Origin of the sequence: Novosphingobium sp. NDB2Meth1 (genome assembly GCF_900117425.1) — a bacterium.
Taxonomy (GTDB): Bacteria; Pseudomonadota; Alphaproteobacteria; order Sphingomonadales; family Sphingomonadaceae; genus Novosphingobium.
In genome coordinates this window covers 634,210-654,947 of the sequence record NZ_FPEH01000032.1, presented here as the reverse complement: position 1 = coordinate 654,947, position 20,738 = coordinate 634,210, and the positions used below count along the sequence as shown (strand labels likewise).

Genomic DNA, 20,738 nt, shown 5'->3' with positions numbered 1-20,738 from the left:
GTTCCAGGACCACGACGCCCCCGACAAGCAGTACGACACCGCAGGCCTCAACGCCCCGCAAATCGTCGATACCGTCCTCAAGGCCCTGCGCCACAACAGCGCAGGCGTGCAGGAAGCAAGGGCCTGACCGCCGGCGATTGGCCGCCTCAGAGCTGTTCCAGCCAGACCCAAAGGCCTGCCGGGATCAGGGCGAGCTTGAGGTGCAGCCACGTCAGCAGCAGCCAGACCGGCAGCGCCGCGACCCAGTAAAGGCCGAGATTGCCGAACGCGGAAGGCTTCGGCAGGAACGATGTGCGCCGCATCCAGACTTTCCAGTCTGCGCCATACAGCGCTGCCTTCTTCGCATCCTGGCCGCGAGAGCCGATGAGCGCCAGCGCGATCATGCCGCCCGCAAAGATGATCGTTCGCAGGCTGGGCGCCACCAGAATATGCGCAATCCCCCAAAGCGTGAAGGCCGACATCATCGGATGCCGCGTAACCTTGAACACGCCGTTCGGAATACGGGTCGAAAGCCCGGCAATATCGGTTCCCGCCAGCGCCGGATTTCCGACAATCGATGCAAGAAACGGGCGGATGCGACGAACGTGAGCAGCGAGGCCAGCACCCACGGTACCAGTGCCTGGCCATCCCACAACTGCGGCGTGGCGGGAGCCTTGCCGAAAGCGACCACCGAGACGCTGAAGGCAACCAGCGAAATGAGCGAGTAGATCCCCAGAAAGCCGCCCTGCCCGAACAGGCGAACCATTCCGGCACGCCATGGGTGGGACATCAAGAGGTGCGTGCCGACAAAGGTCGCCATGCCCACAACGAGCGTCAAAGTTGCTGCATCCACGGTTTGGTCCCTTCCGTGCTTATCGTTCTTGTCGCGCCATGCGAGACTTCACATGTTCATTCGTAGGCCTTCGGCAACGTCCCCTCACCAGCATGACGATATCTTTGGCGGAGACGTGACTGATGGTTAACCAACGGCTGCAATTTTCCATCAACATATATTGTAACAGGCGCGGATGATACCTCCAGCGGATCACCGTCCCAAATTACGACATCTCCTGAAAGACCGGGTTTGAGGCTGCCGAAGACCGCACCCTCGCCAAGGATCTCCGCCGGGATCGACGTGATCGATGCGAGCGCCTGCCCCCAGCTTAGCCCGCTCGCGCCGGAGACGCGCGAAAGGCCGACAAGATTGCCGGCGAACTGCGGGGCATAACGCGGCTGATCGAGATCGTAGAAACCGCCGAGAGCCACCTTGACGCCCGCTGCCGTCATCCGGCCGACGTTGGACTGCGTTGCCGCGAGCGTCTCGAAGCTGCCGGGCAAGTCGGCCAACGCGCTTGCCAGCACCGGCACCTTGGCTGCGGCGATTTCGCGCGCGACGCGCCAGCCTTCTCCCGCGCCGACAAGCACGAGCCGCAGGGCCGGGAACTCCTTGCCCAACGCAAGCACGCCGCGGATGTCCGCCGCGCGTTCGACGTGGACGAACAGCGGCTGCTTGCCGGTCACCACCGGGATCAGCGCAGCGGCATCGACGCGGGTAAGCAGTGCATCGACCGGTTGTCCCGGCGCATCATCGCCCGCTTTCACTGGCTTGCGCTGCGCCAGATCGCGTGCCTCGCGTAGCGCGTTGCGGAGCAGCGCCTGCGCTGCAACGCGGCTGCCGCCCGCGAGGTCGGCCCCGCGTTCGCCCAACTCGACAAGCTGGAACGCGCGCGGCTGCGAGATGCCCGGTCCGTTCTCGGCCAGATCGATCACCGCGCCTTGTCCGGCGAAAATCGCGTTGGCGGCTGCGGGCGCCACGCCCGCGCGGGTGATCCCGCTTGCTCGGCTCACGGCCACCGGCGGTGCGTCCGGATCGATCGCCAGCGACACATCAAGACCAGCCGAGAACCGCGCGGTGTTGGCGTAGCTGTCATTGCTTTCATCCACCGCGCCCACGCCGAGGAGGCCGAGGTCGGTCATCGCGGTGACAAGGCCGGGCGTCACCCACTTGCCTGTGCCGTCGATCACCGGAACCCCGGCCGGCACGGAGACAGACTTGCCCGCCGCGACGATCTTGCCGCCGCGTACCAGCACGGTGCCGCCCGGGATCGGCGCGCTGCCGTCACCGATCGCGACAGTGGCATTGGTCACCGCGAAATCGCCGGAAGGAAGCTGGGCCGACGCGTCGCCTGCATAGGCCGGAAGCGCAGATCCGGAGAGGAGCAGCGCGGCAAGGAAGAGCGATGCGCGCGTCATTTCACGTCTCCCTCACCCGGCAGGCCTAGTTCGAAATCGCTCACCGGCCGCCGTTTCGGATCGGCCATGTCGTAAAGCAGGGCGCCGTCGATCCAGACCTTTTCGGGCCGCGAATAGACCGAGAGCGGATTGCCGTTCCACAGCACCACGTCGCCCATCTTGCCCTGCGCAAGGCTACCGGTCTGCTGGTCGATCCCCAGTGCCTTGGCGGGATTGAGCGTGATCCAGCGGATGACTTCGCCATCGGGAATCGTGATGCCTATCCGCTTTCCGGCCGCGCTCGCCTTGGCAGCTTCCTGGTTGAGCCGCTGGATCCCGTTGGCGTCGTCCGAATGGATGATCACGCAGGCGCCCTGATCGGCGAGCAGCGCGGCATTCTCGGGGATGGCGTCGAAGGCTTCCATCTTGAAGCCCCACCAGTCGGCCCAGATCGCGGCGCAAATGCCGTTCGCCTTGAGCAGATCGGCGATCTTGTAGGCTTCGACCGCATGGTGGAAGGCCGCGACCTTGTAGCCGAATTCTTTCGCCATATCGATGACCTGCGCCATTTCGTCGGCGCGGTAGCAGTGGTTCTGCACGAGGATCTTGCCGTCGAGCACGTCGGCCATCGTGTCCATCGCCAGGTCGCGGTCGGTCAGCTTCCCTTCGGCGCGCTTCTTGCGGTACTCTGCGGCCTTGATCCACATCTGCCGATCGACTGCGAGGTTGCCCATGCGGGTCGAGGGCATCTGGCCCTTGCCGCCATAGATACGCTTGGGGTTCTCGCCGCAGGCCATCTTCATGCCATAAGGGGCGCCGGGAAACTTCATCGCCTGCGCGGTGCGGGCATAGACGTTCTTGAGCACGACCGAGCGTCCGCCGATGAGATTGGCCGAGCCCGGCAGGATCTGCATCGTGGTGACGCCGCCGTTGGTCAGCGCGCGGCTGAAGCCGGGGTCTTGCGGCCAGACGCTGTGTTCTGCCCAGACTTGCGGCGTGGTCGGCGAGGTCGCCTCGTTGCCGTCCGAATGGGCCGGGACGGCGGGGCTGGCATAGACGCCGAGGTGGCTGTGGATGTCGATCACGCCCGGAGTGACGTACTTGCCGGTGCCGTCAATCCGCCTGTAGCCGTCGGGCACGGCAAGGCGGGCATCGCCCACGCCCACGACCTTGCCGCCCTGCAGCAGCACGGTGCCGTTCGGGATTTCCCCGCCGCTACCATCGAACACCGTTGCGCCGACGATGGCCGTGGGCTCGCCGGGATAGGCCTTGTAGGTCGAGGGGTAGGGGTTTTCCTGCCAGACCGGCGCGGCGGCCGGGGCAGGTTTGTTTGCCGCGATGCCGGCCATCGGCGATGCGAGCAGCGCGAACCCGGCCAGCACATGTGCGGCCGTGCGGCCCAAGGTTCGTATCGCCGTCATCGCTGTCACTTCACACCATGCATCAGCCGCTTGAGCGGCACCGAGAGTGCAAGCAGCACCAGGCCGATCACTGCCGAGACTTCACCGATCGTCTGGAACACGCCGACATAGGTGTCGAGGCTCACCTTGAGGTTGGTGACTTCGCCGCCAACCGTCTCCACGCTGGCAAATTGTGCAACAACGCCAGCGACATACTGGGCGACGGCGATCGACAGGAACCATGTTCCCATCATCAGGCCGACGATCCGCGCGATCGAGAGCTTGGTGACCATCGAGAGGCCGACCGGCGAAATGCACAGCTCGGCCATCGAGTGGATCATGTAGAGCCCGGCGAGCCACCAGAGGCCGACCTTGTAGTTGGCGTCCGCAAACTGCGCGCCCCAGACCAGGAACAGGAAGCCCGCACCGACGCCGACGAGCGCGACGCCGAACTTGACCGGGATGCCCGGCTCCAGACCGCGCCGGGCAAGCGCGCCCCACAGCATCGAGAACAGGGGCGCGAGCACGACAATGAAGAACGCGTTGAAGAACTGCGTCTGCCCGGCGGTGATCGAGAACAGGCCGAACACGCTCATGTCGGTATTGCGATCGGCGAACAGCGTGAGCGAGGAGCCCGCTTGTTCGAACAAGGTCCAGAACACGGTGTTGAAGGTGATCAGCACGATGGCGGCGACCATCATCTCGAACTCGCGCCTGTCGCCGTTTTGCCAGGACCATAGCAGGATGCCGGGGATCGCGACGAGGAACGTGCCGAACATGATCTTGCCCATGATCGGCAGGCTCATGATGTAGCCGACAAGGCCGCTGCCCTCGGGCGGCTTCACATAGGCCATGAGGTTGGCGAACAGCAGGTAGGCGAGGGGGATCGCCAGCACCGCGCCGATGTAGACCAGCATGTCGCGCGAGGGGTTGGCGTCCGCAGGGCGCTCGCCATAGCCGTCGAGCTTGCCGCCGTCGAACTGGAACAGGAGCCACGAGACCGCCATTCCGGCGGCGGCGAGCGCGAAACCCGCCCACCAGCCAAGCCCGCCCCATGATCCCATGCCCACAGCCAGCAGCGGGCAGAGGATCTGCGAGAACAGCGAACCAAGGTTGATCCCCATGTAGAAGATGGTGAAGCCCGCATCGCGCCGCCGGTCACCCTGTTCATAGAGCTCGCCGACGATGGTCGAGATGTTGGGCTTGAAGAACCCGTTGCCGACCGTAACGAAGGCGAGGCCGGTGATCAGGAGGAACGTGTAGAGCGGATTGCGCTCGCCGCCCGCCTCGAAACCGCCGGCGGCAATGCGGCGCGCCTCGCTGCCGTCTTCGCGCAGCAGCGAGACGGTCTTGTCTTCGTTGCCCTTGATGCGCAGCGTGGCGCCCTGATCGCTGACATACTGCTTGCGCGCTTCGCCGCTGCCCTCGACAGTCACTTCGTAGCGCGTGCCCTCGATCATGGCATAGGGCTTGGCGGCGCCGCCGGTGCTCGAGAAGCAGAGGATCGCATAGCCGAGGCTCATCAGGATCGCGCCGAACTTCACCGAGCGCTTGGAGCCGAGGAACCGGTCGGCCATCATGCCGCCGATGAGCGGGGTGAGATAAACGAGCGCGGTGAAGCCGCCGTAGAGGCCCGTCGTGGTCGTGTCGCTGAACAGGAAATGCTGCGCGAGATAGAGCGTCAGCAGCGCGCGCATGCCGTAGTAGCCGAAGCGCTCCATCGCTTCCGTGGTAAAGAGCCGGGCGAGCTGGGCGGGGTGGCCAAACCAGCTGGCATCACCGCTCCCCTTGACCGGTGCGGCGTCGATCGTGGCTCCAAGCGGTTCTGTCATGATATGAAAAAGCTCCCCTCGCGCACCTTGTGCGTCATTTGCGATCATGATTAGCGCCTAACCACGCATTGGGAAGGCAGTTATCGCGGTTTTCCTAGGCATTTCAGATGCCAAGGTGGTTTCGTGCGCACGCCGGGCCTCGCCTTTTGCGATTGTCCGAAAACTGACCGTTTCGGTGAAACTTTGTTGCGCCCGATTGCGCGTCTCGCTGTATTATGGCACCACATCACCTATGGCATCGCCAAGCTCCTCCGCCGGTCGGCCCGTCTACCTGAAGCTGCGCGATCAGATCGCGGCGGCGATTCTGGATGGCACTTTTGCGGAAGGGGCGATGCTGCCCTCGGTCCGCGCCTATGCGGCGGCGGAGGCGGCCAATCCGCTCACCGTGGCCAAGGCCTACCAGCAGTTTCAGGCCGAAGGGCTTGTACAGGTCCAGCGCGGGGTCGGCATGTTTGTCGCAACCGGTGCTGCGGAAACGCTGAGGGCGCGGGAGCGCGCTGCATTTCTGCGACACGAGTGGCCGGAAATCAGGGTGCGCATGCGGCGGCTCCATCTCGATCCGTCACAGCTTCTGGGCGAGCCTGAGAGCGCCATCGGCTAATCCCTTGCCGTTTAACGATTGATAAGTTGCCGCACCGCCCATGGTCTGGCACTATTGCAGCGCTCCAGCGGACCGGGACTCGCCCGGAAGGAGTGATGTCGGCAGCGCGGCTCAAGCCCAAAGGGTACCCGTTGTTGCCGGCAGGTAAGTAGGGGGGATGCGGATGATCCGATCCGAATTGTTGCAGGCGCTTGCCAAACAGAGCCCAGGCATGCGCGGCGAAGAGATCGAGCGCGTGGTAGACGTGTTCTTCGACGAGATCGCAAAGCGCCTCGCCGAAGGTGGTCGTGTCGAACTGCGCGGTTTTGGCGCGTTTTCGACGCGTGAGCGCGATGCGCGCAAGGGACGCAATCCGCGGACCGGCGATTCCGTCGAAGTCCCGGGCAAGCGCGTGCCTTACTTCAAGCCCGGCAAGGACATGCGGGTCCGGCTCAACGCCGAATAGCCGCCAAGGCTTTTCCGATCGGTCGGGGGCAGTGCTCCGGTAGCGCTGCCCGTTGCCGCGTCCGCTGCTCTGTGCCATCGCACCGGCTTCTCCTTCATGTGCGGACGTGGCGGAATGGTAGACGCAGGGGACTTAAAATCCCTTGAGCTCAGCTCGTGCGGGTTCGAGTCCCGCCGTCCGTACCACTATGGGCCCGCCCACCACCAGGTTTACCCGTGTTTCCTGCGCGGCCGACCAGGTGGTGTCCTCCGCTATGGGCAAGCGGGCATTGGTAACCAGTCGTGCTTACCCAGAGTAACAACATGTCAAGGATCAGTGCGTTAGAAGCCTTGCTGCACAGCGGAGCGTGCACTTGGTCGGAAGGGTCCGGCAGGGTGCGCCAGGGGAACAAGGCTTGGCACAGGAACAGCAACTGCCCGGGGCAGCCCGGCAGGATCAGACAGGTGCGCCGCCCGGCGCGGAGCATCGCTCCGCTCCGCGTTACGCGCTGCTGATTCGCACTGCCAAGATCATCGCCGATGGCCGCGAGTTTCTGTGCATTATCCGCGATGCATCAGCCAGCGGTCTCAAGATTCGCCTGTTTTCCGATCTGCCGCAGGCGCGCGAACTCGTCGTCGAACTGATGACGGGCGACCGCTATCCGGTCGAGCTCGTGTGGATGGCGGAAGACTTTGCCGGCCTGCGCTTCACGCACGAAATCGACATCGAACGGCTGCTCGACGAATCGAAGGGCGCTTATCCCAAGCGGCAGATTCGCCTGCAGATCGCGATTGGCGGCATGCTGCATTCGGGCGGCGAGGCGGTTCCGGTGGTCTTCCACAACCTGTCGCAGCAAGGTGCCTGCATCGAATCCGAGAAATGGCTGCTGATGAACGAGCTGGTGCGGATCGAGACCGGGGTCACCCCGCCGCTTTTCGCAAAGGTCCGTTGGCGCAGCCACCCGCGCTATGGAATGATCTTCGAGCACACCTTCCGCCTCGAGGAACTCGCCCGCATTTCCGCGCCGCTCCAGTTTGCCGAAGCGCTGGAACAGCACGCGCGCGGCAGCGAATCCGAACCCTCTGCGGGCGAGGCCTGATTTCGCCGTTCCCCTTACCCGCGTTAACCGTCTCTTAGCCATTTTCGTTCACTTCCGTTTCCAAGGCATGAACGCTTGAGCGGGAGCTAGCGATGGGTAACGGTTTCACGGATCTGCAGGGGGATAGCAGCGAGGTTCAGGTCGATGTCGCCATCATCGGCGCGGGACCAGCGGGGCTGACCGCCGGCTATCTCCTTTCCAAGCAGGGCCTCAAGGTCGCGATCATCGAAAAGGACACGCGCTACGTCGGCGGCATCAGCCGCACCGTCGAGCACGAGGGCTATCGCTTCGATATCGGCGGCCACCGCTTCTTCTCGAAGTCGCAGCAGGTCGTCGACCTGTGGAACGAGATCCTGCCGGACGACTTCATCCAGCGCCCGCGCATGAGCCGCATCTACTACGAGGGCAAGTTTTACTCGTACCCGCTGCGCGCGTTCGAGGCGCTCAGCAACCTCGGCATCTGGCGCTCGACCACCTGCATGATGAGCTATGGCATGTCCAAGCTCTTCCCGATCAAGGACGTGAAGAGCTTCGAGGACTGGACCAGCAACCAGTTCGGCAAGAAGCTCTATTCGATCTTCTTCAAGACCTACACTGAGAAGGTCTGGGGCATGCCCTGCAACGAAATGAGCGCCGACTGGGCCGCACAGCGCATCAAGGGCCTTTCATTGGGCGCTGCCGTGCTCGATGGCCTCAAGCGCAGCCTCGGACTCAACAAGCGCCCGAACGACGGCATGCAGACCAAGACCTTGCTCGAAACCTTCCGCTATCCGCGCCAGGGCCCCGGCATGATGTGGGAAGCCGCGCGCGACAAGATCGTCGCCGCCGGCAGCCACGTGCTGATGGGTCATGCGATGAAGCAGCTCGCCAGTGACGGGCAGGGCGGCTGGCGCCTCTCGGCCACCCGCGCAGATGATGGCGGCGAGACGGTGATCCGCGCACGCCACGCGATCAGCTCCGCGCCGATGCGTGAACTTGCCGCCCGCCTGCATCCGCTGCCGGCAACCACGCTGGAAGCAAGCCGCCTCAAGTACCGCGACTTCCTCACCGTGGCGCTCAAGATCCGCAGCGAGGACCTGTTCCCGGACAACTGGATCTACATCCACGACAGCAAGGTCCGTGTCGGCCGCGTCCAGAACTTCCGCTCGTGGTCGCCCGAAATGGTGCCCGACGAGAGCGTTGCCTGCGTCGGTCTCGAATACTTCTGCTTCGAGGGCGATGACCTCTGGGCCTCGAGCGACGAGGACCTGATCAAGCTCGCCACGAAGGAAATGGACATCCTCGGCCTCGTCGATCCCGCCAAGGTGATCGGCGGCGCGGTGGTCCGTCAGGAAAAGGCCTATCCGGTCTACGACGACGAATATGCCGCCAATGTCGCCGCGATGCGCGCCGAGCTGGAGGCCAGCCATCCGACGCTGCACCTCGTCGGCCGCAACGGCATGCATCGCTACAACAATCAGGACCACGCGATGATGACCGCGATGCTCACGGTCGAGAACATCCTCGCCGGGACCCGCGTCTACGACATCTGGTGCGTGAACGAGGACGCCGAGTATCACGAAGCGGGTGACGAGGGCGCACAGGCCGCGATCCCCGCGCGTGCCGTGAGCGAGGATCAGGCCGCTGCGCTGAACTCGCTGCGCGATGTGCCGACCCGGATTGCCGATGAGAAGAGCAAGGATCGCGCTGCTGCCTGACCGGTCGTGACTGCTTGCTAGACAGGATCAACCCGTGACCGTGCTTGATATCGCTCCCCTGAACCGCATCCGCCAGATCGTGCTGGTGCGCTATATCCTCGCCAGCGTCGGCGCGCTGGCGGTGGATATGGGCACGTTCCTCGCGCTGCTTTCGGCGGGTGTGCCCCCGGTGGCCGCCTCGGCGATGGGCTATGGCATCGGCATCATGGTCCACTGGATCCTGTCGAGCCGCAAGGTCTTTGCCGAACAGGTCGCCGAAGGCGGCATCGCGCGCACCAGGCAGAAGGCGATGTTCGTCGTCTCGGCCTTGATTGGCCTCGGCGTCACCACGCTGATCGTCGGCGGGGCAAGCGCCGCCGGGCTCGATCCGCGCGCCGCCAAGCTCTGCGCGATCGTCGTGAGCTTCGCCGTGACGTGGCTGCTGCGCAAGCGGGTGGTCTTTCGCTGATGGCCACGCTGTACCCGTCCGGCGCCGAACGGCCGGTCGGGGCCGCTCCGCGCAGGCATCAGACACAGTCCTTCTGGCGGCCCGTGCTGCTGAGCTGGCTGCTCCTTGCCGCCGCGCTGATCGCCTTGAAGGCGCCGCAGATTGCCGCGATGCAATTCGGCGATCCCGACGATGCACTGCGGCTGGTGCAGGTGCGTGATCTCCTTGCCGGCCAGTCCTGGTTCGACCTCCACCAATACCGCGTCGCCGCGCCCGAGGGTGTGGCGATGCACTGGTCGCGCCTTGTCGATGTTCCGATCGCGGCGGTTATCCTGCTCCTGAAGCCTTTGCTGGGCATTCACCTCGCCGAGCTATCCGCGCTGGTTGCCGTGCCGCTGCTGACCCTGCTTTGCGCGCTGGCCCTCGTCGGCCGCCTTGCCGTTCGCCATTTCGACCGCGAGATCGCGATGCTGGCGTGCCTGAGCTTCGCCCTGGCGATCCCGCTGCTGTGGCAGTTCACCCCGCTGCGGATCGATCACCACGGCTGGCAAATCGTGCTTGCGCTCGCGGCGCTGAACGGCCTGCACGCGGTCGGGGCCCGGACCGGCGGTGCGGTGATCGGGCTCGCCCTTGCCGCAACGCTCGCGATATCGATCGAAGGCCTGCCCTTGGCGGCCCTGTTCCTCGTCGTCTGCGGGTTCCGCGGCCTTCGTGCGCCGGAAGCGCGGTTTGACTGGCTCCAGTCGGCGACCGTGACACTCGCAGCGGGATCGGCTGTGCTGTTTCTGGCGACGCGGGGAATCGGCGATCTGGCGCAGCATTGCGATCAGGTCTCGCCGGTTCATCTGGCAATGTTCGCATGGACCGCGCTCGGTGCAGCTGCCTTGCGGCTCGCCGCGCCGCGCCAGCCCGCGGTTTCGCTCGGCGCGCTGGCGGTCATCGGCGCCAGCGCACTGGCCATCCTGCTCACCGCGGCACCGCAATGCCGGGGCGGCGGTTTTGCCGAACTCGATCCGCTGGTTCTGCGCTTCTGGCTGCCTTCCGTCGCGGAAGGCATGCCCTTCTGGCACGCCCGCCCGCATCTTGCCGCTGTCATTGTCGCCGGGCCACTGATCGGTCTGATCGGCGCTTGGCGGCTGTGGCGCGAGGCCGAACCTGCCGAGCAGCGCCCGATCTGGGGTGACCACCTGTTCGTGCTGTTCGGCGCCTGGGTGATCGGCATGATGGTCGCGCGGGCATCGGCGACAGCCTTCGTCTTCGCCGCCGTGCCAGCCGCCGTTCAGGTCGCGCACTGGGTAAACACCCTGCACAAGGCCTCCCCCGGGAAGCGCATCGTTGCCTATGTCGGCATGGCCGCGCTGCTGGTGCCGGGCATTCCCGTTGCCGTGGCGGCCAGCTTCGTGGCGCCAAAGGCTGACGGATCGGGCACCGGCAGCGCCGCTTCGTGCCATTTCGACCGCGCCGCTGCCGCGCTGGATCGCCTCCCACCGACCGACATCCTCGTGCCGCTCGACATGGGCCCTGATATCCTCGTCCGCACCCACCAGCGCGTGGTCGCGACGGGCCATCATCGCGGTTCCGCCGCGATGCATGATGTGATCGCAGCCTTCCTCGCCCCGTCCGCCGAGGCGCGCGCGATCATGCAGGCGCGCCATGCGACCATGGTGATGATCTGCCCCGCCGTCTCGCGCCAATCGGTCTATGCCAAAGTTGCGCCCGATGGGCTGATGGCCCGCCTCGTGGCAAATCGTCCGCCGGAATGGCTGGCACCGGTCGATCTCGCGCCGGGCTCGGGATTGCAGTTCTGGCAGGTGGTGCGATGAGCATGCCCCTGACTTTCGATCATTTCAGCATGTGGGACCTTGGCTGATGGCTACCTTGTTCGCTCCTGATGCCCAGGCTCCCGCAGCGGCGCCCTCGGTGACCGATCCGGCGCGGGGACCAGCCCTGCGCGTGCTGATCACCTGGGTGCTGCTCGCGGTCACGATGATCGTGATGAACTTCAAGCTCATCGCCATGCTGCGCTTCACCGATCCGGATGACGCGCTGCGCCTGCTGCAGGTGCGCGATCTGCTTGCCGGACAATCGTGGTTCGATGTCCACCAGTACCGCATCGCCGCGCCGGAGGGCGTTGCCATGCACTGGTCGCGGCTGGTCGACGTGCCGATTGCCGCGATGATCCTGCTGCTGCGCCCCTTGCTCGGCACGGCGGGCGCGGAATTTGCCACCGTGATCGCGGTGCCGCTGCTGACGCTGCTTTGCGCGATGGCGCTGCTCGGCCGGTTTGCAGCGCGTTGGTTCAATGATGAAGTGGTGGGGCTCACCTGCCTGATGATCGGCCTTTCGCCGCCGATCCTGTGCCAGTTCACGCCGATGCGGATCGATCACCACGGCTGGCAGATCGTCCTCGCGCTTGCGGCGCTGAGCGGACTGCACGCCAGGGACGCGCTGAAGGGCGGCGCGGTCATCGGCGTCGCGCTCGCGGCCCTGCTGGCGATTTCCATCGAAGGCCTGCCGCTTACCGCGTTGTTCCTCGGTATCTGTGCGCTGCGCGGGCTGCGCTCTCCGGCCAGCCGGTTCGACTGGCTCCACGCCGCGACGCTCGGTCTGGCGCTCGGCAGTGCGGTGTTCTTCCTCGGCACGCGCGGCACATTTGATCTCGGCACCCATTGCGATGCCATTTCGCCGGTGCATCTCGCGCTGTTCGCTTGGGTTGCCGCCGGTGCCGCTGCGCTGCGCTTTGCCACCCCGCGCACGCTTGCGGGGCAGATCGGCGGCCTGGTGGTCATGGGCGCGGGTGCTGCGGCCATCCTGTTCGGCATTGCGCCGGAATGCCGCGGCGGTGCGTTCGTCATGCTCGATCCACTGGTGAAGCGCTACTGGTACGACGCCATCGCCGAAGGCATGCCCTTCTGGCATGCGCCCGCCCCGCTCGCCGCCGCCATCTTTGCCGGGCCGTTGATCGGCCTCTACGGCACCTACCGCCTGTGGCACGGGGCCAAGGACGCGCCGACGCGGCTGCTGTGGCTCGATCACATGCTGCTGCTCGCCGGGGCCTGGCTGATCGGCATGGCCGTGGCGCGTGCTTCGGCCACCGCGCTGGTCTTCGCCGCCGTCCCGTCCGCGGCATTGATCCTCGGCTGGGTCTATCGCCTGCGCAGTGTGGCGATCCTGCCGCGCCTTGGCGGCTATGCCATCGTCATCTCGCTGCTGGCGCCCGGGCTTCCGGCGGTCGCCGCCATGAACGCGGTGAATGCCGTGACGGCCAAGGCAAGCGGGTCAGACGCAGCTCCGTCCGTCGCGGGCGTCAAGCCCGGCGCCATCGGCATGTCCGCCTGCCGCTATGACATCGCCGGCCGGGCGCTCGACAAGCTCCCGGCAACCGACATCTTCGCCCCGCTCGATATCGGCCCGGACCTCATCGTGCGCTCGCACCACCGCGTTGTCGCGACCGGCCACCATCGCGGCGCTTCGGGCATCCACGACGTGATCGAAGCTTTCATGTCGCCCGAAGCCAGAGCCCACGAACTGGTCCGCAAGCGCCACGCCTCGCTGATCGCCGTGTGCCCGGACATCTTCGAGCCTTCGGTCTACGCCACCCGCGCGCCGAATGGCCTGATGGCGAAGCTGCTCGATGGCAGGACCCCCGCATGGCTCCAGCCGGTGGACCTCGCCCCCGGTTCGCACATGCGCTTCTGGAAGGTCGTCAACTAGTCGGGATTGCGCAGCGTCACCCAGATCGGCGCGTGGTCGCTCGCCTTCTCGCGCCCGCGATAGGCCTTGTCGACACCCGCACCGACCAGTCGGTCGGCGAGTTCGGGCGAAAGCAGCGCGTGATCGATGCGGAAGCCGTGATCGCGCTGCCAGGCGCCGGCCTGATAGTCCCAGAACGTCCAGAGCCCGCCGCGCGGGTGATGCAGGTCGAGCGCATCGGTCCAGCCGTCATTGAGCAGGCGGCGATAGGCATCGCGCGATTCGCCCTGCATCAGGGCGTCGCTCGCCATCGCGCGGACGTCCCACACGTCCTTGTCCTCGGGGATCACATTGTAATCGCCGATCACCAGCGCGGGGACTTCCTCCGCCGCGATTTCGGCCATGCGCCCCCGCAGGCGCTCCATCCAGCGCAGCTTGTAGTCGAACTTCGGGCCCGGCTGCGGATTGCCGTTGGGCAAGTAGATGCACGCGACGCGCAGCCCGAAGACATCGGCCTCAAGGTAGCGCGAATGCTCGTCCTCCGGCTCCCCGGCCAGCCCACGCTGCACTTCGACCGGCGTGGTCCCGTCGGCGAGAATGGCGACGCCGTTGAAGCCCTTCTGTCCGTGCCAGATCGCGTGATAGCCGATCTTGTGGAACTCGGCCGCCGGGAAGTCCGCGTCCTGCGTCTTGATTTCCTGCAGGCAGGCGACGCTGGGGCGCGTTTCCTCCAGCCACTCCAGCAACCGCGGAAGCCGTGCCTTGATTCCGTTGATGTTGAAGGAAGCGACCTTGATCGTCACACCGAGAAGCTCGCGCCGCAACCGCAGCCCGATGCCGCTTGCGGGTTGGTGACGCGGAAAGCTGCGCCGCCGAGCGATTCGATGTATTCGACCGTCGCGCCCGCGATCAGGTCGAGGCTCATCGCATCGACCAGCAGCCGCACGCCATCGGTCTCGGTGACGAGGTCATCGGCCTCAGGCTCGCCCGCCATCTCGAACTTGTACTGAAAGCCCGAACAGCCGCCGCCTTCGACCGCGAGGCGCAGCACGGCGGGGCGGTTCTGCTTGGCAGCAATCGCGGCGATGCGCGCCGCTGCGCTGGGGGCGAGCGTGACACCGGCGCCGAGCGCGGGTTCAGAGAGCGTTGTGGTCATGTCCTCAAGATAGGCCGCCCTGGCGGCCCGCTCAAGTCACACCGTCTGGATATATTCCCGGAGCGCCTCGGCCTCGGCCTCGATGCGGTCGATGCGGAACTTCACGAGATCGCCGATCGAGACGAAGCCGACCATCCTGCCCTTGTCGATCACCGGCAAGTGGCGGATGCGCCGCCGCGTCATCAGGGCAAGCGCTTCGAGCGCGCTCTGCTCCGGGCTGACCGAGATCACCGGCGCGGTCATCACGTCGCGCACGCGCATCTGCAGTGCGGCGGCACCGTGGGTCTTGAGTGCGTAGAGCACGTCGCGTTCGGAAAAGATCCCGGCCACTTCAGTCCCGGCGTCGGTGACCGGCAAGGCCCCGATCCGGCGCGTGGCGAGCGTTTCAACAGCGTCCGCAACAAGGTCGTCGGCATGGCAGTGCCATACTTCTCCTGAACGACCGGCGATCAACATGGCGATCGACATGGCATCCTCCTTCCCCCACCCGGGGAGAGCCTCTTTGTCCGGCAAGTCGTTCCAATGCTTGCCGATTCGCCGATCATGCCACCAAAGGGCAGGCGGGGAAAGCGATTGCCTTGGAGCCGCGAGCGGCGCATGGAACGGCGCATGGCCCAGCCTGTCCGCCCCTCCCCGCTCGACGATCCGGACTACGCCGAATTCGCGTGGGGCCGCTACTTCCGCATCATGCGCTGGATGGGCCTGCTGACCCTCGTCGTCATGGCGGCAGCCGCCTGGTATCTCTATGCGGCGGTCGGGCTGGTTTCGATCCATCTCTACATCGCAGCCATGCTCGGCATCGGCCTGACGATGATGCTGATGGCGGCGCTGATGGGGCTCGTGTTCCTCTCCAGCGGCACCGGGCATGACGAGGCGGTCGACAACGGCCTCGAGCAGCACGTCGACAGCTGGTGGAAGTAGCGCCGCTTACTCCGGCGGCGTGAGCAGGTAGTCCTCGACCGGAATTCCGCCGATCACGTGCTCCTGGATGATCCGCTCCAGCACGGCGGGCGTGCAGGAGTGGTACCAGACGTTGTCCGGATAGACGAGCGCGACCGGTCCGGCGGCGCAGACGCGCAGGCAGCCGACCTTGTTGCGCAGCACGCCCTGCGGCCCGCCCAGCTTGAGCTCGCCCAGCCGCTTCTTGAGGAAGTTCCACGCTTCGTCGCCCGCCTCGCGCGGGGCGCACTTGTCCTTTTCGGGGCCGGCACAGAGCAGGATGTGCCGCTGCGGCGCGAACCCGCCGAGGCCCGCGACCGCCTGCCGTGCCAGCGTGATCTCCTCAGGCTTCACCGGATCAGCCATGCATCGAGCCTTTCGCGAAGCGCCGGGTCGATCGGCTGCGGGCGCTCGCCGTCGGTGAACACGATCGTGACGTGTGCCGTCGCCACCGGGCGGCCATCCTGGAGCAGCAGCTGCCTGAGGCTCCAGCTGCTGCGCCCGCCCGGCAGCGCGCCGACGCGGCATTCGAGGCCTGCCGGGTAATAGGCCTGCGCCAGATAATCGATGGTGACATTGGCGACCATGAACCGCGCGTTATCAGTGTTCTTCGGCATGCCGACGGCAGTGATGAAGCGCAGCCGGGCATCCTCGAACACCGCCGCCATCGCCACGTTGTTGATGTGCCCGTTGGGATCGAGATCGGCGAACCGCGTCGTGACGGCATTGCCGAAAGGGTAGCGCGCGGGATCGAGCAGCGCGGGATCAGGTCTGGCCATGCACGCGCCCTAGCACGCGGGAAGCCGCGAGATTAGCCCTTCTTGCCGACGATCCGCGCGATTTCCGCCGCGACGAGCTTTTCGACCATCGGCGGCAGGTTCTTGTCGAGCCATTCGGCCAGCGCTGGGCGCAGCATCTCGCGCACCATGCCCTCGAGCGAGGTTTCGCCCGAGCGGACGATCTGCGGGCTGGCGCCGGGGGCGGACAGCATCGCCAGCGCGGTCAGCGAATCGCGCATCGAAGCGGTGGTCTCGTCCGCCAGCAGCGGCGCCTCCTCTTCGTTTGCTTCGACAGCTGCGGCGCGGTCTTCGTTCAGGATCTGCGCGGCCACTTCGCTGAGATCGAGTACGTCGGCAGGGAACGACGCCGGGCGACCTTCGCTCCGTGTCGCCGGACGGGCAGAAACACGCGGCGCGGCAGGCATGTCCGCGGCAGCATCGCGGCGGCTGCGCTCACGCGCGGCATCGGCCCGATTGTCGCGCGCGATCACCTTCTTGATCGATTCGAGGATCTCCTCGACCGAAGGTTCAGAAGCCTGACGCATGCATTACCCCACACACTACTCTGGGCCGAATCAGTCGGCCGCCCCGCGGTCCTGTACCATTACGGCACGGTTTGTGCAGGAATTGTCGCGGTCTGGGCCGGCGTGTCAACCGTGCGCGTCGCCTTAGGGGGTGTCGGCGAGTCGAGCGACCAGTCGAATACGCGGCCCCGTACACGGCGGTAGTTGGCCTCGGGATCGTAGAGCGTCGCCGGATCGAAGCCGAGATCGGCGGCCTGCGCCTTGCCCATCGCGGCAATCAGGTTGAACGCGGCGACATAGGCATTGCGCCGCGCTGCCACGAGGCCCACCTGCGCGCGCAGCAGTTCCTGCTCGGCATCGAGGATGTTGAGGATCGTGCGGTTGCCCACGGTGTTTTCCGCGCGCACACCTTCGAGGCTCAGCGCCGCGGCATCGACGGCGGTCTGATTGAGCACGATCACGTCGTTCGCCGCGCGCCACTGGGTATAGGCCGAGCGGACATTGGCAATGACCGTCCGCTCGGTCCCGATTTCCTGCTCCTGCACGGCGGTCGCGGTGGCCTGGGCCTGCCGCTGGCGCGCGGCGGGAAGACCGCCTTGGAACAGCGGGATCGAGATGCGCGCACCGGCCTGCGCCGTGGTCTGGCTCTGGGTAAATCGGGTGCCGCTCCCGGCCCCGGCGCCGCCCAGCGAATTGAAGTAGGTCTGGTACTCGCCCGAGGTAAACAGCGAGATCGTCGGCAGACGGCCAGCCCCCGCGGCCTTGGCATCATAGCCCGCCGCCTTGCTGCGCTGGCGTGCGGCTTCGAGATCGGGATTGTTGTCGAGCGCGGTCTGCACCGCTTCCTCGGGCGATTCCGGCAGCCCGGCCAGCGGCGGCGGCGGCTGCAGATCGTCCGGCACCTTGCCGACGATCTGGACATAGCGCTCGCGGCTGGCGACCAGCGCGGCTTCCGCACTGCGCAGATCGGCGCGCGCCAGAGCGAGGCGCGAATTGGACTGCGCCACGTCGGTCCGCGTCACGTCGCCGATCTCGAACCGGTCGGTGGTGGCCTTGAGGTTGACCTCGAGCACCTGCACGTTGTTGCGGTTGAGCCCTACGGTCGCGGAATCGCGGATCACGTCCATGTAGGCCGCGACGACCTGGCTGAACACGCCCGCCTCGGTTCCGCGCAGCGCTGCCTCACCGGCCTCGACGCGGATCTTGGCGGCGGCAAGCGAATTGCGCACGGCGCCGCCCGAATAGATCGGCACGCTGAGCTGCGGGTCGACCGTCATCAGGCGCTGCGGCGCGATGAAGGTGTTGGGGCCCTGCTTGAGGAATTCGGTGTAGTTGATCGTGCCGGTCAGGCTGGGCAGGCCCGGCGCGCGGGCGATCGGCACGCTTTCGTCGGTCGCACGCAAGTTCGCACGTGCAGCATTCAGATCGGGGTTGCCCGCATAGGCTGCTGCCAGCGCGCCCTGCAGGTCGTCGGCCTGCGCTGGAACAGCGGCCAGCGCCATGGCAAGCGCCGAAAGCGCGGGAGCAGCGCGGAAGGCGCAGATCATGGGGTTCAGAAGCTCCACTTGCGCGGGGCGGCAAAGGCAGCAAGCGGGGCAAAGTCGGCTTCCGCCAGCACCGTCATCGCGAGCGAGCCGGCCACCTTGCGGCCCAGCGCAAGACGGGTCACGCCGCGCTCGACCATGCCGCCAACGACGCGGCCCTCCGCCGTGACGACACCGGCCAGAGCAGCGGGCACCGCTTCGATGGCGCCGTCGACCAGCACCAGCGAGTATTCGCCGGCCTTGGCCCAATCGCCGCCAGCAGCAACCAGCGTGACCGTGCCGGCCAGTTTTTCCGCCAGCGCGGCGAGATAGCCGCCCGGGTTGCCTATCACCAGCACGCTGTCGTCAGCGGTGGGTTCGGCGGCGGTCAGCATCTGGCCATACGTCAGCGCGGGCGAAAGCACTTCGCCATCGCCGAGCGCCACGGCGCGGTCGGCATAGGCCACCGCGCGGCGCGCCTCGGGCACGAAGTCTTCGCGCGGCACGGCAAGAAATGCTGCGAGAATGGCCGGATCGTTGACGCCGCTCACGCGCAGCTGGCTGTCGATCATCGCGCGGCGCGCGGACTCGGTCTCGGCAACTCCAGCGCGTTCTTCCACCACCGTCATGAAATCCCTCATTCTTCGTCCGGGCTGCGCAGCCAGCCGGCACCTGGCGCCGCTGCCGACTGAAAGCTGCGTCTTTAGATTTCCAGCCCTTAGAATATCGTCTCCGGCGCGCCAAGCGCTTTGCATGACGCTGGTCGATGGCTAAACGGCGGTTCATCGATTGTGCCCGCGTACGGCGGGCACCAAACCAGTGGAAGGAACCAGCCATGGCAGAGATGACAACGATCCGGGAGGAAGACCTCATCGAAAGCGTGGCCGATGCGCTGCAATACATCAGCTACTTCCACCCGATGGACTACATCCGCGCGCTGGGCGACGCCTACGAAGCCGAACAGGGCCCCGCGGCAAAGGACGCCATCGCCCAGATCCTCACCAACAGCCGCATGTGCGCCGAAGGGCACCGCCCGATCTGCCAGGACACCGGCATCGTCAACGTGTTCATCAAATGGGGCCAGGACTGCCGCCTCGAAAGCGACAAGAGCCTGCAGGACGTCGTCGACGAAGGCGTGCGCCGGGCCTACCTCGATCCCGAAAACAAGCTGCGCGCCTCGGTGCTGGCCGATCCCGCCTTCACCCGCCGCAACACGAAGGACAACACGCCCTGCGTGCTCCACGTCGAGATGGTGAAGGGCAACAAGGTCTCGGTCGATGTCGCGGCCAAGGGCGGCGGCAGCGAGAACAAGTCGAAGTTCAAGATGATGAACCCCAGCGATTCGATCGTCGACTGGGTGATCGAGATGCTGCCGCAGATGGGCGCCGGCTGGTGCCCGCCGGGCATGCTCGGCATCGGTATCGGCGGCACGGCCGAGCACTGCATGCTGCTGGCCAAGCAGGCGCTGATGGAGCCGATCGACATGGCCCAGCTCAAGCTGCGCGGGCCGCAGAACGATGTCGAGGCGCTGCGCATCGAGATCTTCGACAAGGTCAACGCGCTCGGCATCGGCGCGCAGGGCCTCGGCGGGCTCTCCACGATCCTTGACGTCAAGATCATGGACGCCCCCTGCCACGCGGCGGGCAAGCCGGTCGCGATGATCCCCAATTGCGCCGCCACGCGCCACGCGCATTTCACGCTCGACGGTTCGGGTCCGGCGTTCCTCGAAACGCCCAAGCTCGACGAGTGGCCCGACGTGCATTGGACGCCGGATGCGGCGGCCAAACGCGTCGATCTCGATACGCTGACGCCGGAGGAAGTGCAGAGCTGGAAACAGGGCGACCGCCTCCTGCTCAACGGCAAGATGCTCACCGGCCGCGATGCCGCGCACAAGCGCATCGCCGACATGCTGGCCAAGGGCGAGCAGCTGCCGGTCGATTTCAAGGGGCGCGTGATCTACTACGTCGGCCCGGTCGATCCGGTCGGCAACGAAGTGGTCGGCCCCGCGGGCCCGACCACCGCGACGCGCATGGACAAGTTCTCCGACACCATGCTGAACCTCGGCCTGCTCGCCTCGGTCGGCAAGGCGGAGCGCGGCCCGGCCGCCACCGAGTCCATCGCGAGGCACAAGTCCGCCTACCTCATGGCCGTCGGCGGCGCGGCTTACCTCGTCGCGCGCGCGATCAAGCAGTCCAAGGTCGTCGGGTTTGCCGATCTCGGCATGGAAGCGATCTATGAATTCACCGTGGAGGACATGCCGGTAACGGTCGCGGTCGATTCGACCGGGCAGAACGTCCACCAGCTGGCGCCGCTGGTGTGGAAGAAGAAGATCAGCGAAGAGGGGCTGCTTCCCGCGTGATCCATCGACCAACGGCTGACTGCGCTCGACTGCCCGGCTGGCGCTGGCCGGTCGGTTGGGCGTAGAAGCGGTCG

22 protein-coding genes and 1 tRNA gene are annotated in these 20,738 nt (G+C 66.1%); 10 read left to right on the top strand and 13 right to left on the bottom strand.

What is annotated here, in order from left to right; genetic code table 11:
• Positions 1–146: 146 nt before the first annotated feature.
• From NDB2M1_RS23275 to NDB2M1_RS21280, 5 genes are read right to left on the bottom strand one after another with little or no spacing between them, the layout of a single operon-like run.
• Positions 147–488 carry an NnrU family protein gene (locus tag NDB2M1_RS23275; RefSeq protein WP_253185987.1) on the bottom strand — a complete coding sequence of 114 codons (342 nt, stop codon included), beginning with the start codon at positions 486–488 and terminating at the stop codon, positions 147–149.
• Positions 461–832: an NnrU family protein gene (locus NDB2M1_RS23270; RefSeq protein ID WP_253185986.1), complete on the bottom strand. Its 372-nt coding sequence runs from the start codon at positions 830–832 to the stop codon at positions 461–463. The genes NDB2M1_RS23275 and NDB2M1_RS23270 overlap by 28 nt, the downstream gene beginning before the upstream one ends.
• 56 nt (positions 833–888) lie before the next feature.
• The gene (locus NDB2M1_RS21290) at positions 889–2,232 is read right to left on the bottom strand and encodes an amidohydrolase family protein (RefSeq protein WP_072384669.1); all 1,344 of its coding nucleotides are present in this window, start codon (positions 2,230–2,232) and stop codon (positions 889–891) included.
• Complete coding sequence (locus tag NDB2M1_RS21285; protein WP_072384668.1) at positions 2,229–3,632, bottom strand: amidohydrolase; 1,404 nt, start codon at positions 3,630–3,632, stop codon at positions 2,229–2,231. Before NDB2M1_RS21285 ends, NDB2M1_RS21290 begins: the two co-directional genes overlap by 4 nt.
• Positions 3,633–3,637: 5 nt before the next feature.
• The gene (locus NDB2M1_RS21280) at positions 3,638–5,443 is read right to left on the bottom strand and encodes a peptide MFS transporter (protein WP_054121368.1); all 1,806 of its coding nucleotides are present in this window, start codon (positions 5,441–5,443) and stop codon (positions 3,638–3,640) included.
• 232 nt (positions 5,444–5,675) lie between these two features.
• On the opposite strand from NDB2M1_RS21280, the gene NDB2M1_RS21275 reads away from it, so the two are divergent.
• The 8 genes from NDB2M1_RS21275 (at position 5,676) to NDB2M1_RS21240 (ending at position 13,405) form a co-directional block, all read left to right on the top strand.
• Positions 5,676–6,044, top strand: a complete 369-nt coding sequence (locus tag NDB2M1_RS21275; protein WP_072384667.1) for a GntR family transcriptional regulator — start codon at positions 5,676–5,678, stop codon at positions 6,042–6,044.
• A gap of 163 nt (positions 6,045–6,207) precedes the next feature.
• Positions 6,208–6,489, top strand: coding sequence for an integration host factor subunit beta (locus NDB2M1_RS21270; RefSeq protein WP_072384737.1), 282 nt, complete (start codon positions 6,208–6,210; stop codon positions 6,487–6,489).
• Positions 6,490–6,589: 100 nt separating this feature from the next.
• A tRNA-Leu gene (locus NDB2M1_RS21265) sits at positions 6,590–6,674 on the top strand.
• Positions 6,675–6,883: 209 nt separating this feature from the next.
• Positions 6,884–7,567 (top strand): PilZ domain-containing protein, encoded by a 684-nt coding sequence (locus NDB2M1_RS21260; protein WP_072384666.1) that lies wholly within the window; start codon positions 6,884–6,886, stop codon positions 7,565–7,567.
• 92 nt (positions 7,568–7,659) lie between these two features.
• On the top strand, positions 7,660–9,264 hold the full coding sequence (locus NDB2M1_RS21255; RefSeq protein ID WP_072384665.1) for an NAD(P)/FAD-dependent oxidoreductase: 1,605 nt from the start codon (positions 7,660–7,662) through the stop codon (positions 9,262–9,264).
• A 34-nt stretch (positions 9,265–9,298) separates the two neighbouring features.
• Entirely contained in the window at positions 9,299–9,712 is a 414-nt protein-coding gene (locus NDB2M1_RS21250) for a GtrA family protein (RefSeq protein ID WP_054121372.1), read from the top strand.
• Positions 9,712–11,514 (top strand): hypothetical protein, encoded by a 1,803-nt coding sequence (locus NDB2M1_RS21245; protein ID WP_253185985.1) that lies wholly within the window; start codon positions 9,712–9,714, stop codon positions 11,512–11,514. The genes NDB2M1_RS21250 and NDB2M1_RS21245 overlap by 1 nt, the downstream gene beginning before the upstream one ends.
• Positions 11,515–11,560: 46 nt before the next feature.
• Positions 11,561–13,405 carry a hypothetical protein gene (locus NDB2M1_RS21240; RefSeq protein WP_072384664.1) on the top strand — a complete coding sequence of 615 codons (1,845 nt, stop codon included), beginning with the start codon at positions 11,561–11,563 and terminating at the stop codon, positions 13,403–13,405.
• Here the strand turns inward: NDB2M1_RS21240 and xth are convergent.
• Genes xth through NDB2M1_RS21225 form a run of 3 tightly spaced genes read right to left on the bottom strand, consistent with a single transcriptional unit; the run spans position 13,402 to position 15,008 of the window.
• Positions 13,402–14,181, bottom strand: coding sequence for an exodeoxyribonuclease III (xth, locus tag NDB2M1_RS21235; protein ID WP_072384735.1), 780 nt, complete (start codon positions 14,179–14,181; stop codon positions 13,402–13,404). The genes NDB2M1_RS21240 and xth overlap by 4 nt on opposite strands.
• Before the next feature lie 2 nt (positions 14,182–14,183).
• A complete protein-coding gene (locus NDB2M1_RS21230; protein WP_054121374.1) occupies positions 14,184–14,540 on the bottom strand; it encodes a HesB/IscA family protein in 357 nt (118 codons plus the stop codon).
• 36 nt (positions 14,541–14,576) lie between these two features.
• A complete protein-coding gene (locus NDB2M1_RS21225) occupies positions 14,577–15,008 on the bottom strand; it encodes a CBS domain-containing protein (protein ID WP_054121375.1) in 432 nt (143 codons plus the stop codon).
• 141 nt (positions 15,009–15,149) lie between these two features.
• Here NDB2M1_RS21225 and NDB2M1_RS21220 point away from each other — a divergent pair, with 141 nt between their 5' ends.
• Positions 15,150–15,461: a hypothetical protein gene (locus tag NDB2M1_RS21220; RefSeq protein ID WP_072384734.1), complete on the top strand. Its 312-nt coding sequence runs from the start codon at positions 15,150–15,152 to the stop codon at positions 15,459–15,461.
• Positions 15,462–15,467: 6 nt separating this feature from the next.
• On the opposite strand, the gene NDB2M1_RS21215 is transcribed toward NDB2M1_RS21220, so the two are convergent.
• From NDB2M1_RS21215 to NDB2M1_RS21195, 5 genes are read right to left on the bottom strand one after another with little or no spacing between them, the layout of a single operon-like run.
• The gene (locus NDB2M1_RS21215; protein ID WP_072384733.1) at positions 15,468–15,845 is read right to left on the bottom strand and encodes a (2Fe-2S) ferredoxin domain-containing protein; all 378 of its coding nucleotides are present in this window, start codon (positions 15,843–15,845) and stop codon (positions 15,468–15,470) included.
• A complete protein-coding gene (locus tag NDB2M1_RS21210) occupies positions 15,830–16,258 on the bottom strand; it encodes an acyl-CoA thioesterase (protein ID WP_072384663.1) in 429 nt (142 codons plus the stop codon). Before NDB2M1_RS21210 ends, NDB2M1_RS21215 begins: the two co-directional genes overlap by 16 nt.
• Before the next feature lie 32 nt (positions 16,259–16,290).
• Entirely contained in the window at positions 16,291–16,803 is a 513-nt protein-coding gene (locus tag NDB2M1_RS21205; RefSeq protein WP_072384662.1) for a DUF2497 domain-containing protein, read from the bottom strand.
• A 59-nt stretch (positions 16,804–16,862) separates the two neighbouring features.
• Entirely contained in the window at positions 16,863–18,329 is a 1,467-nt protein-coding gene (locus tag NDB2M1_RS21200; protein ID WP_072384661.1) for a TolC family outer membrane protein, read from the bottom strand.
• Positions 18,330–18,334: 5 nt separating this feature from the next.
• Positions 18,335–18,934, bottom strand: a complete 600-nt coding sequence (locus NDB2M1_RS21195; protein WP_072384660.1) for a protein-L-isoaspartate O-methyltransferase family protein — start codon at positions 18,932–18,934, stop codon at positions 18,335–18,337.
• 206 nt (positions 18,935–19,140) lie between these two features.
• On the opposite strand from NDB2M1_RS21195, the gene NDB2M1_RS21190 reads away from it, so the two are divergent.
• Complete coding sequence (locus tag NDB2M1_RS21190; RefSeq protein ID WP_072384659.1) at positions 19,141–20,664, top strand: fumarate hydratase; 1,524 nt, start codon at positions 19,141–19,143, stop codon at positions 20,662–20,664.
• Positions 20,665–20,738: the final 74 nt, after the last annotated feature.

Coding starts and splice junctions, on each gene's coding strand:
- NDB2M1_RS21220 (WP_072384734.1), top strand. CDS start 15,150: ATGGCCCAGCCTGTCCGCCCCTCCCCGCTCGACGATCCGGACTACGCC.
- NDB2M1_RS21290 (WP_072384669.1), bottom strand. CDS start 2,232: ATGACGCGCGCATCGCTCTTCCTTGCCGCGCTGCTCCTCTCCGGATCT.
- NDB2M1_RS21195 (WP_072384660.1), bottom strand. CDS start 18,934: ATGACGGTGGTGGAAGAACGCGCTGGAGTTGCCGAGACCGAGTCCGCG.
- NDB2M1_RS21210 (WP_072384663.1), bottom strand. CDS start 16,258: ATGGCCAGACCTGATCCCGCGCTGCTCGATCCCGCGCGCTACCCTTTC.
- NDB2M1_RS21190 (WP_072384659.1), top strand. CDS start 19,141: ATGGCAGAGATGACAACGATCCGGGAGGAAGACCTCATCGAAAGCGTG.
- NDB2M1_RS21280 (WP_054121368.1), bottom strand. CDS start 5,443: ATGACAGAACCGCTTGGAGCCACGATCGACGCCGCACCGGTCAAGGGG.
- NDB2M1_RS21230 (WP_054121374.1), bottom strand. CDS start 14,540: ATGACCACAACGCTCTCTGAACCCGCGCTCGGCGCCGGTGTCACGCTC.
- NDB2M1_RS21225 (WP_054121375.1), bottom strand. CDS start 15,008: ATGTCGATCGCCATGTTGATCGCCGGTCGTTCAGGAGAAGTATGGCAC.
- NDB2M1_RS21205 (WP_072384662.1), bottom strand. CDS start 16,803: ATGCGTCAGGCTTCTGAACCTTCGGTCGAGGAGATCCTCGAATCGATC.
- NDB2M1_RS21285 (WP_072384668.1), bottom strand. CDS start 3,632: ATGACGGCGATACGAACCTTGGGCCGCACGGCCGCACATGTGCTGGCC.
- NDB2M1_RS21275 (WP_072384667.1), top strand. CDS start 5,676: ATGGCATCGCCAAGCTCCTCCGCCGGTCGGCCCGTCTACCTGAAGCTG.
- NDB2M1_RS21245 (WP_253185985.1), top strand. CDS start 9,712: ATGGCCACGCTGTACCCGTCCGGCGCCGAACGGCCGGTCGGGGCCGCT.
- NDB2M1_RS21240 (WP_072384664.1), top strand. CDS start 11,561: ATGGCTACCTTGTTCGCTCCTGATGCCCAGGCTCCCGCAGCGGCGCCC.
- NDB2M1_RS21200 (WP_072384661.1), bottom strand. CDS start 18,329: ATGATCTGCGCCTTCCGCGCTGCTCCCGCGCTTTCGGCGCTTGCCATG.
- NDB2M1_RS21255 (WP_072384665.1), top strand. CDS start 7,660: ATGGGTAACGGTTTCACGGATCTGCAGGGGGATAGCAGCGAGGTTCAG.
- NDB2M1_RS21270 (WP_072384737.1), top strand. CDS start 6,208: ATGATCCGATCCGAATTGTTGCAGGCGCTTGCCAAACAGAGCCCAGGC.
- NDB2M1_RS21215 (WP_072384733.1), bottom strand. CDS start 15,845: ATGGCTGATCCGGTGAAGCCTGAGGAGATCACGCTGGCACGGCAGGCG.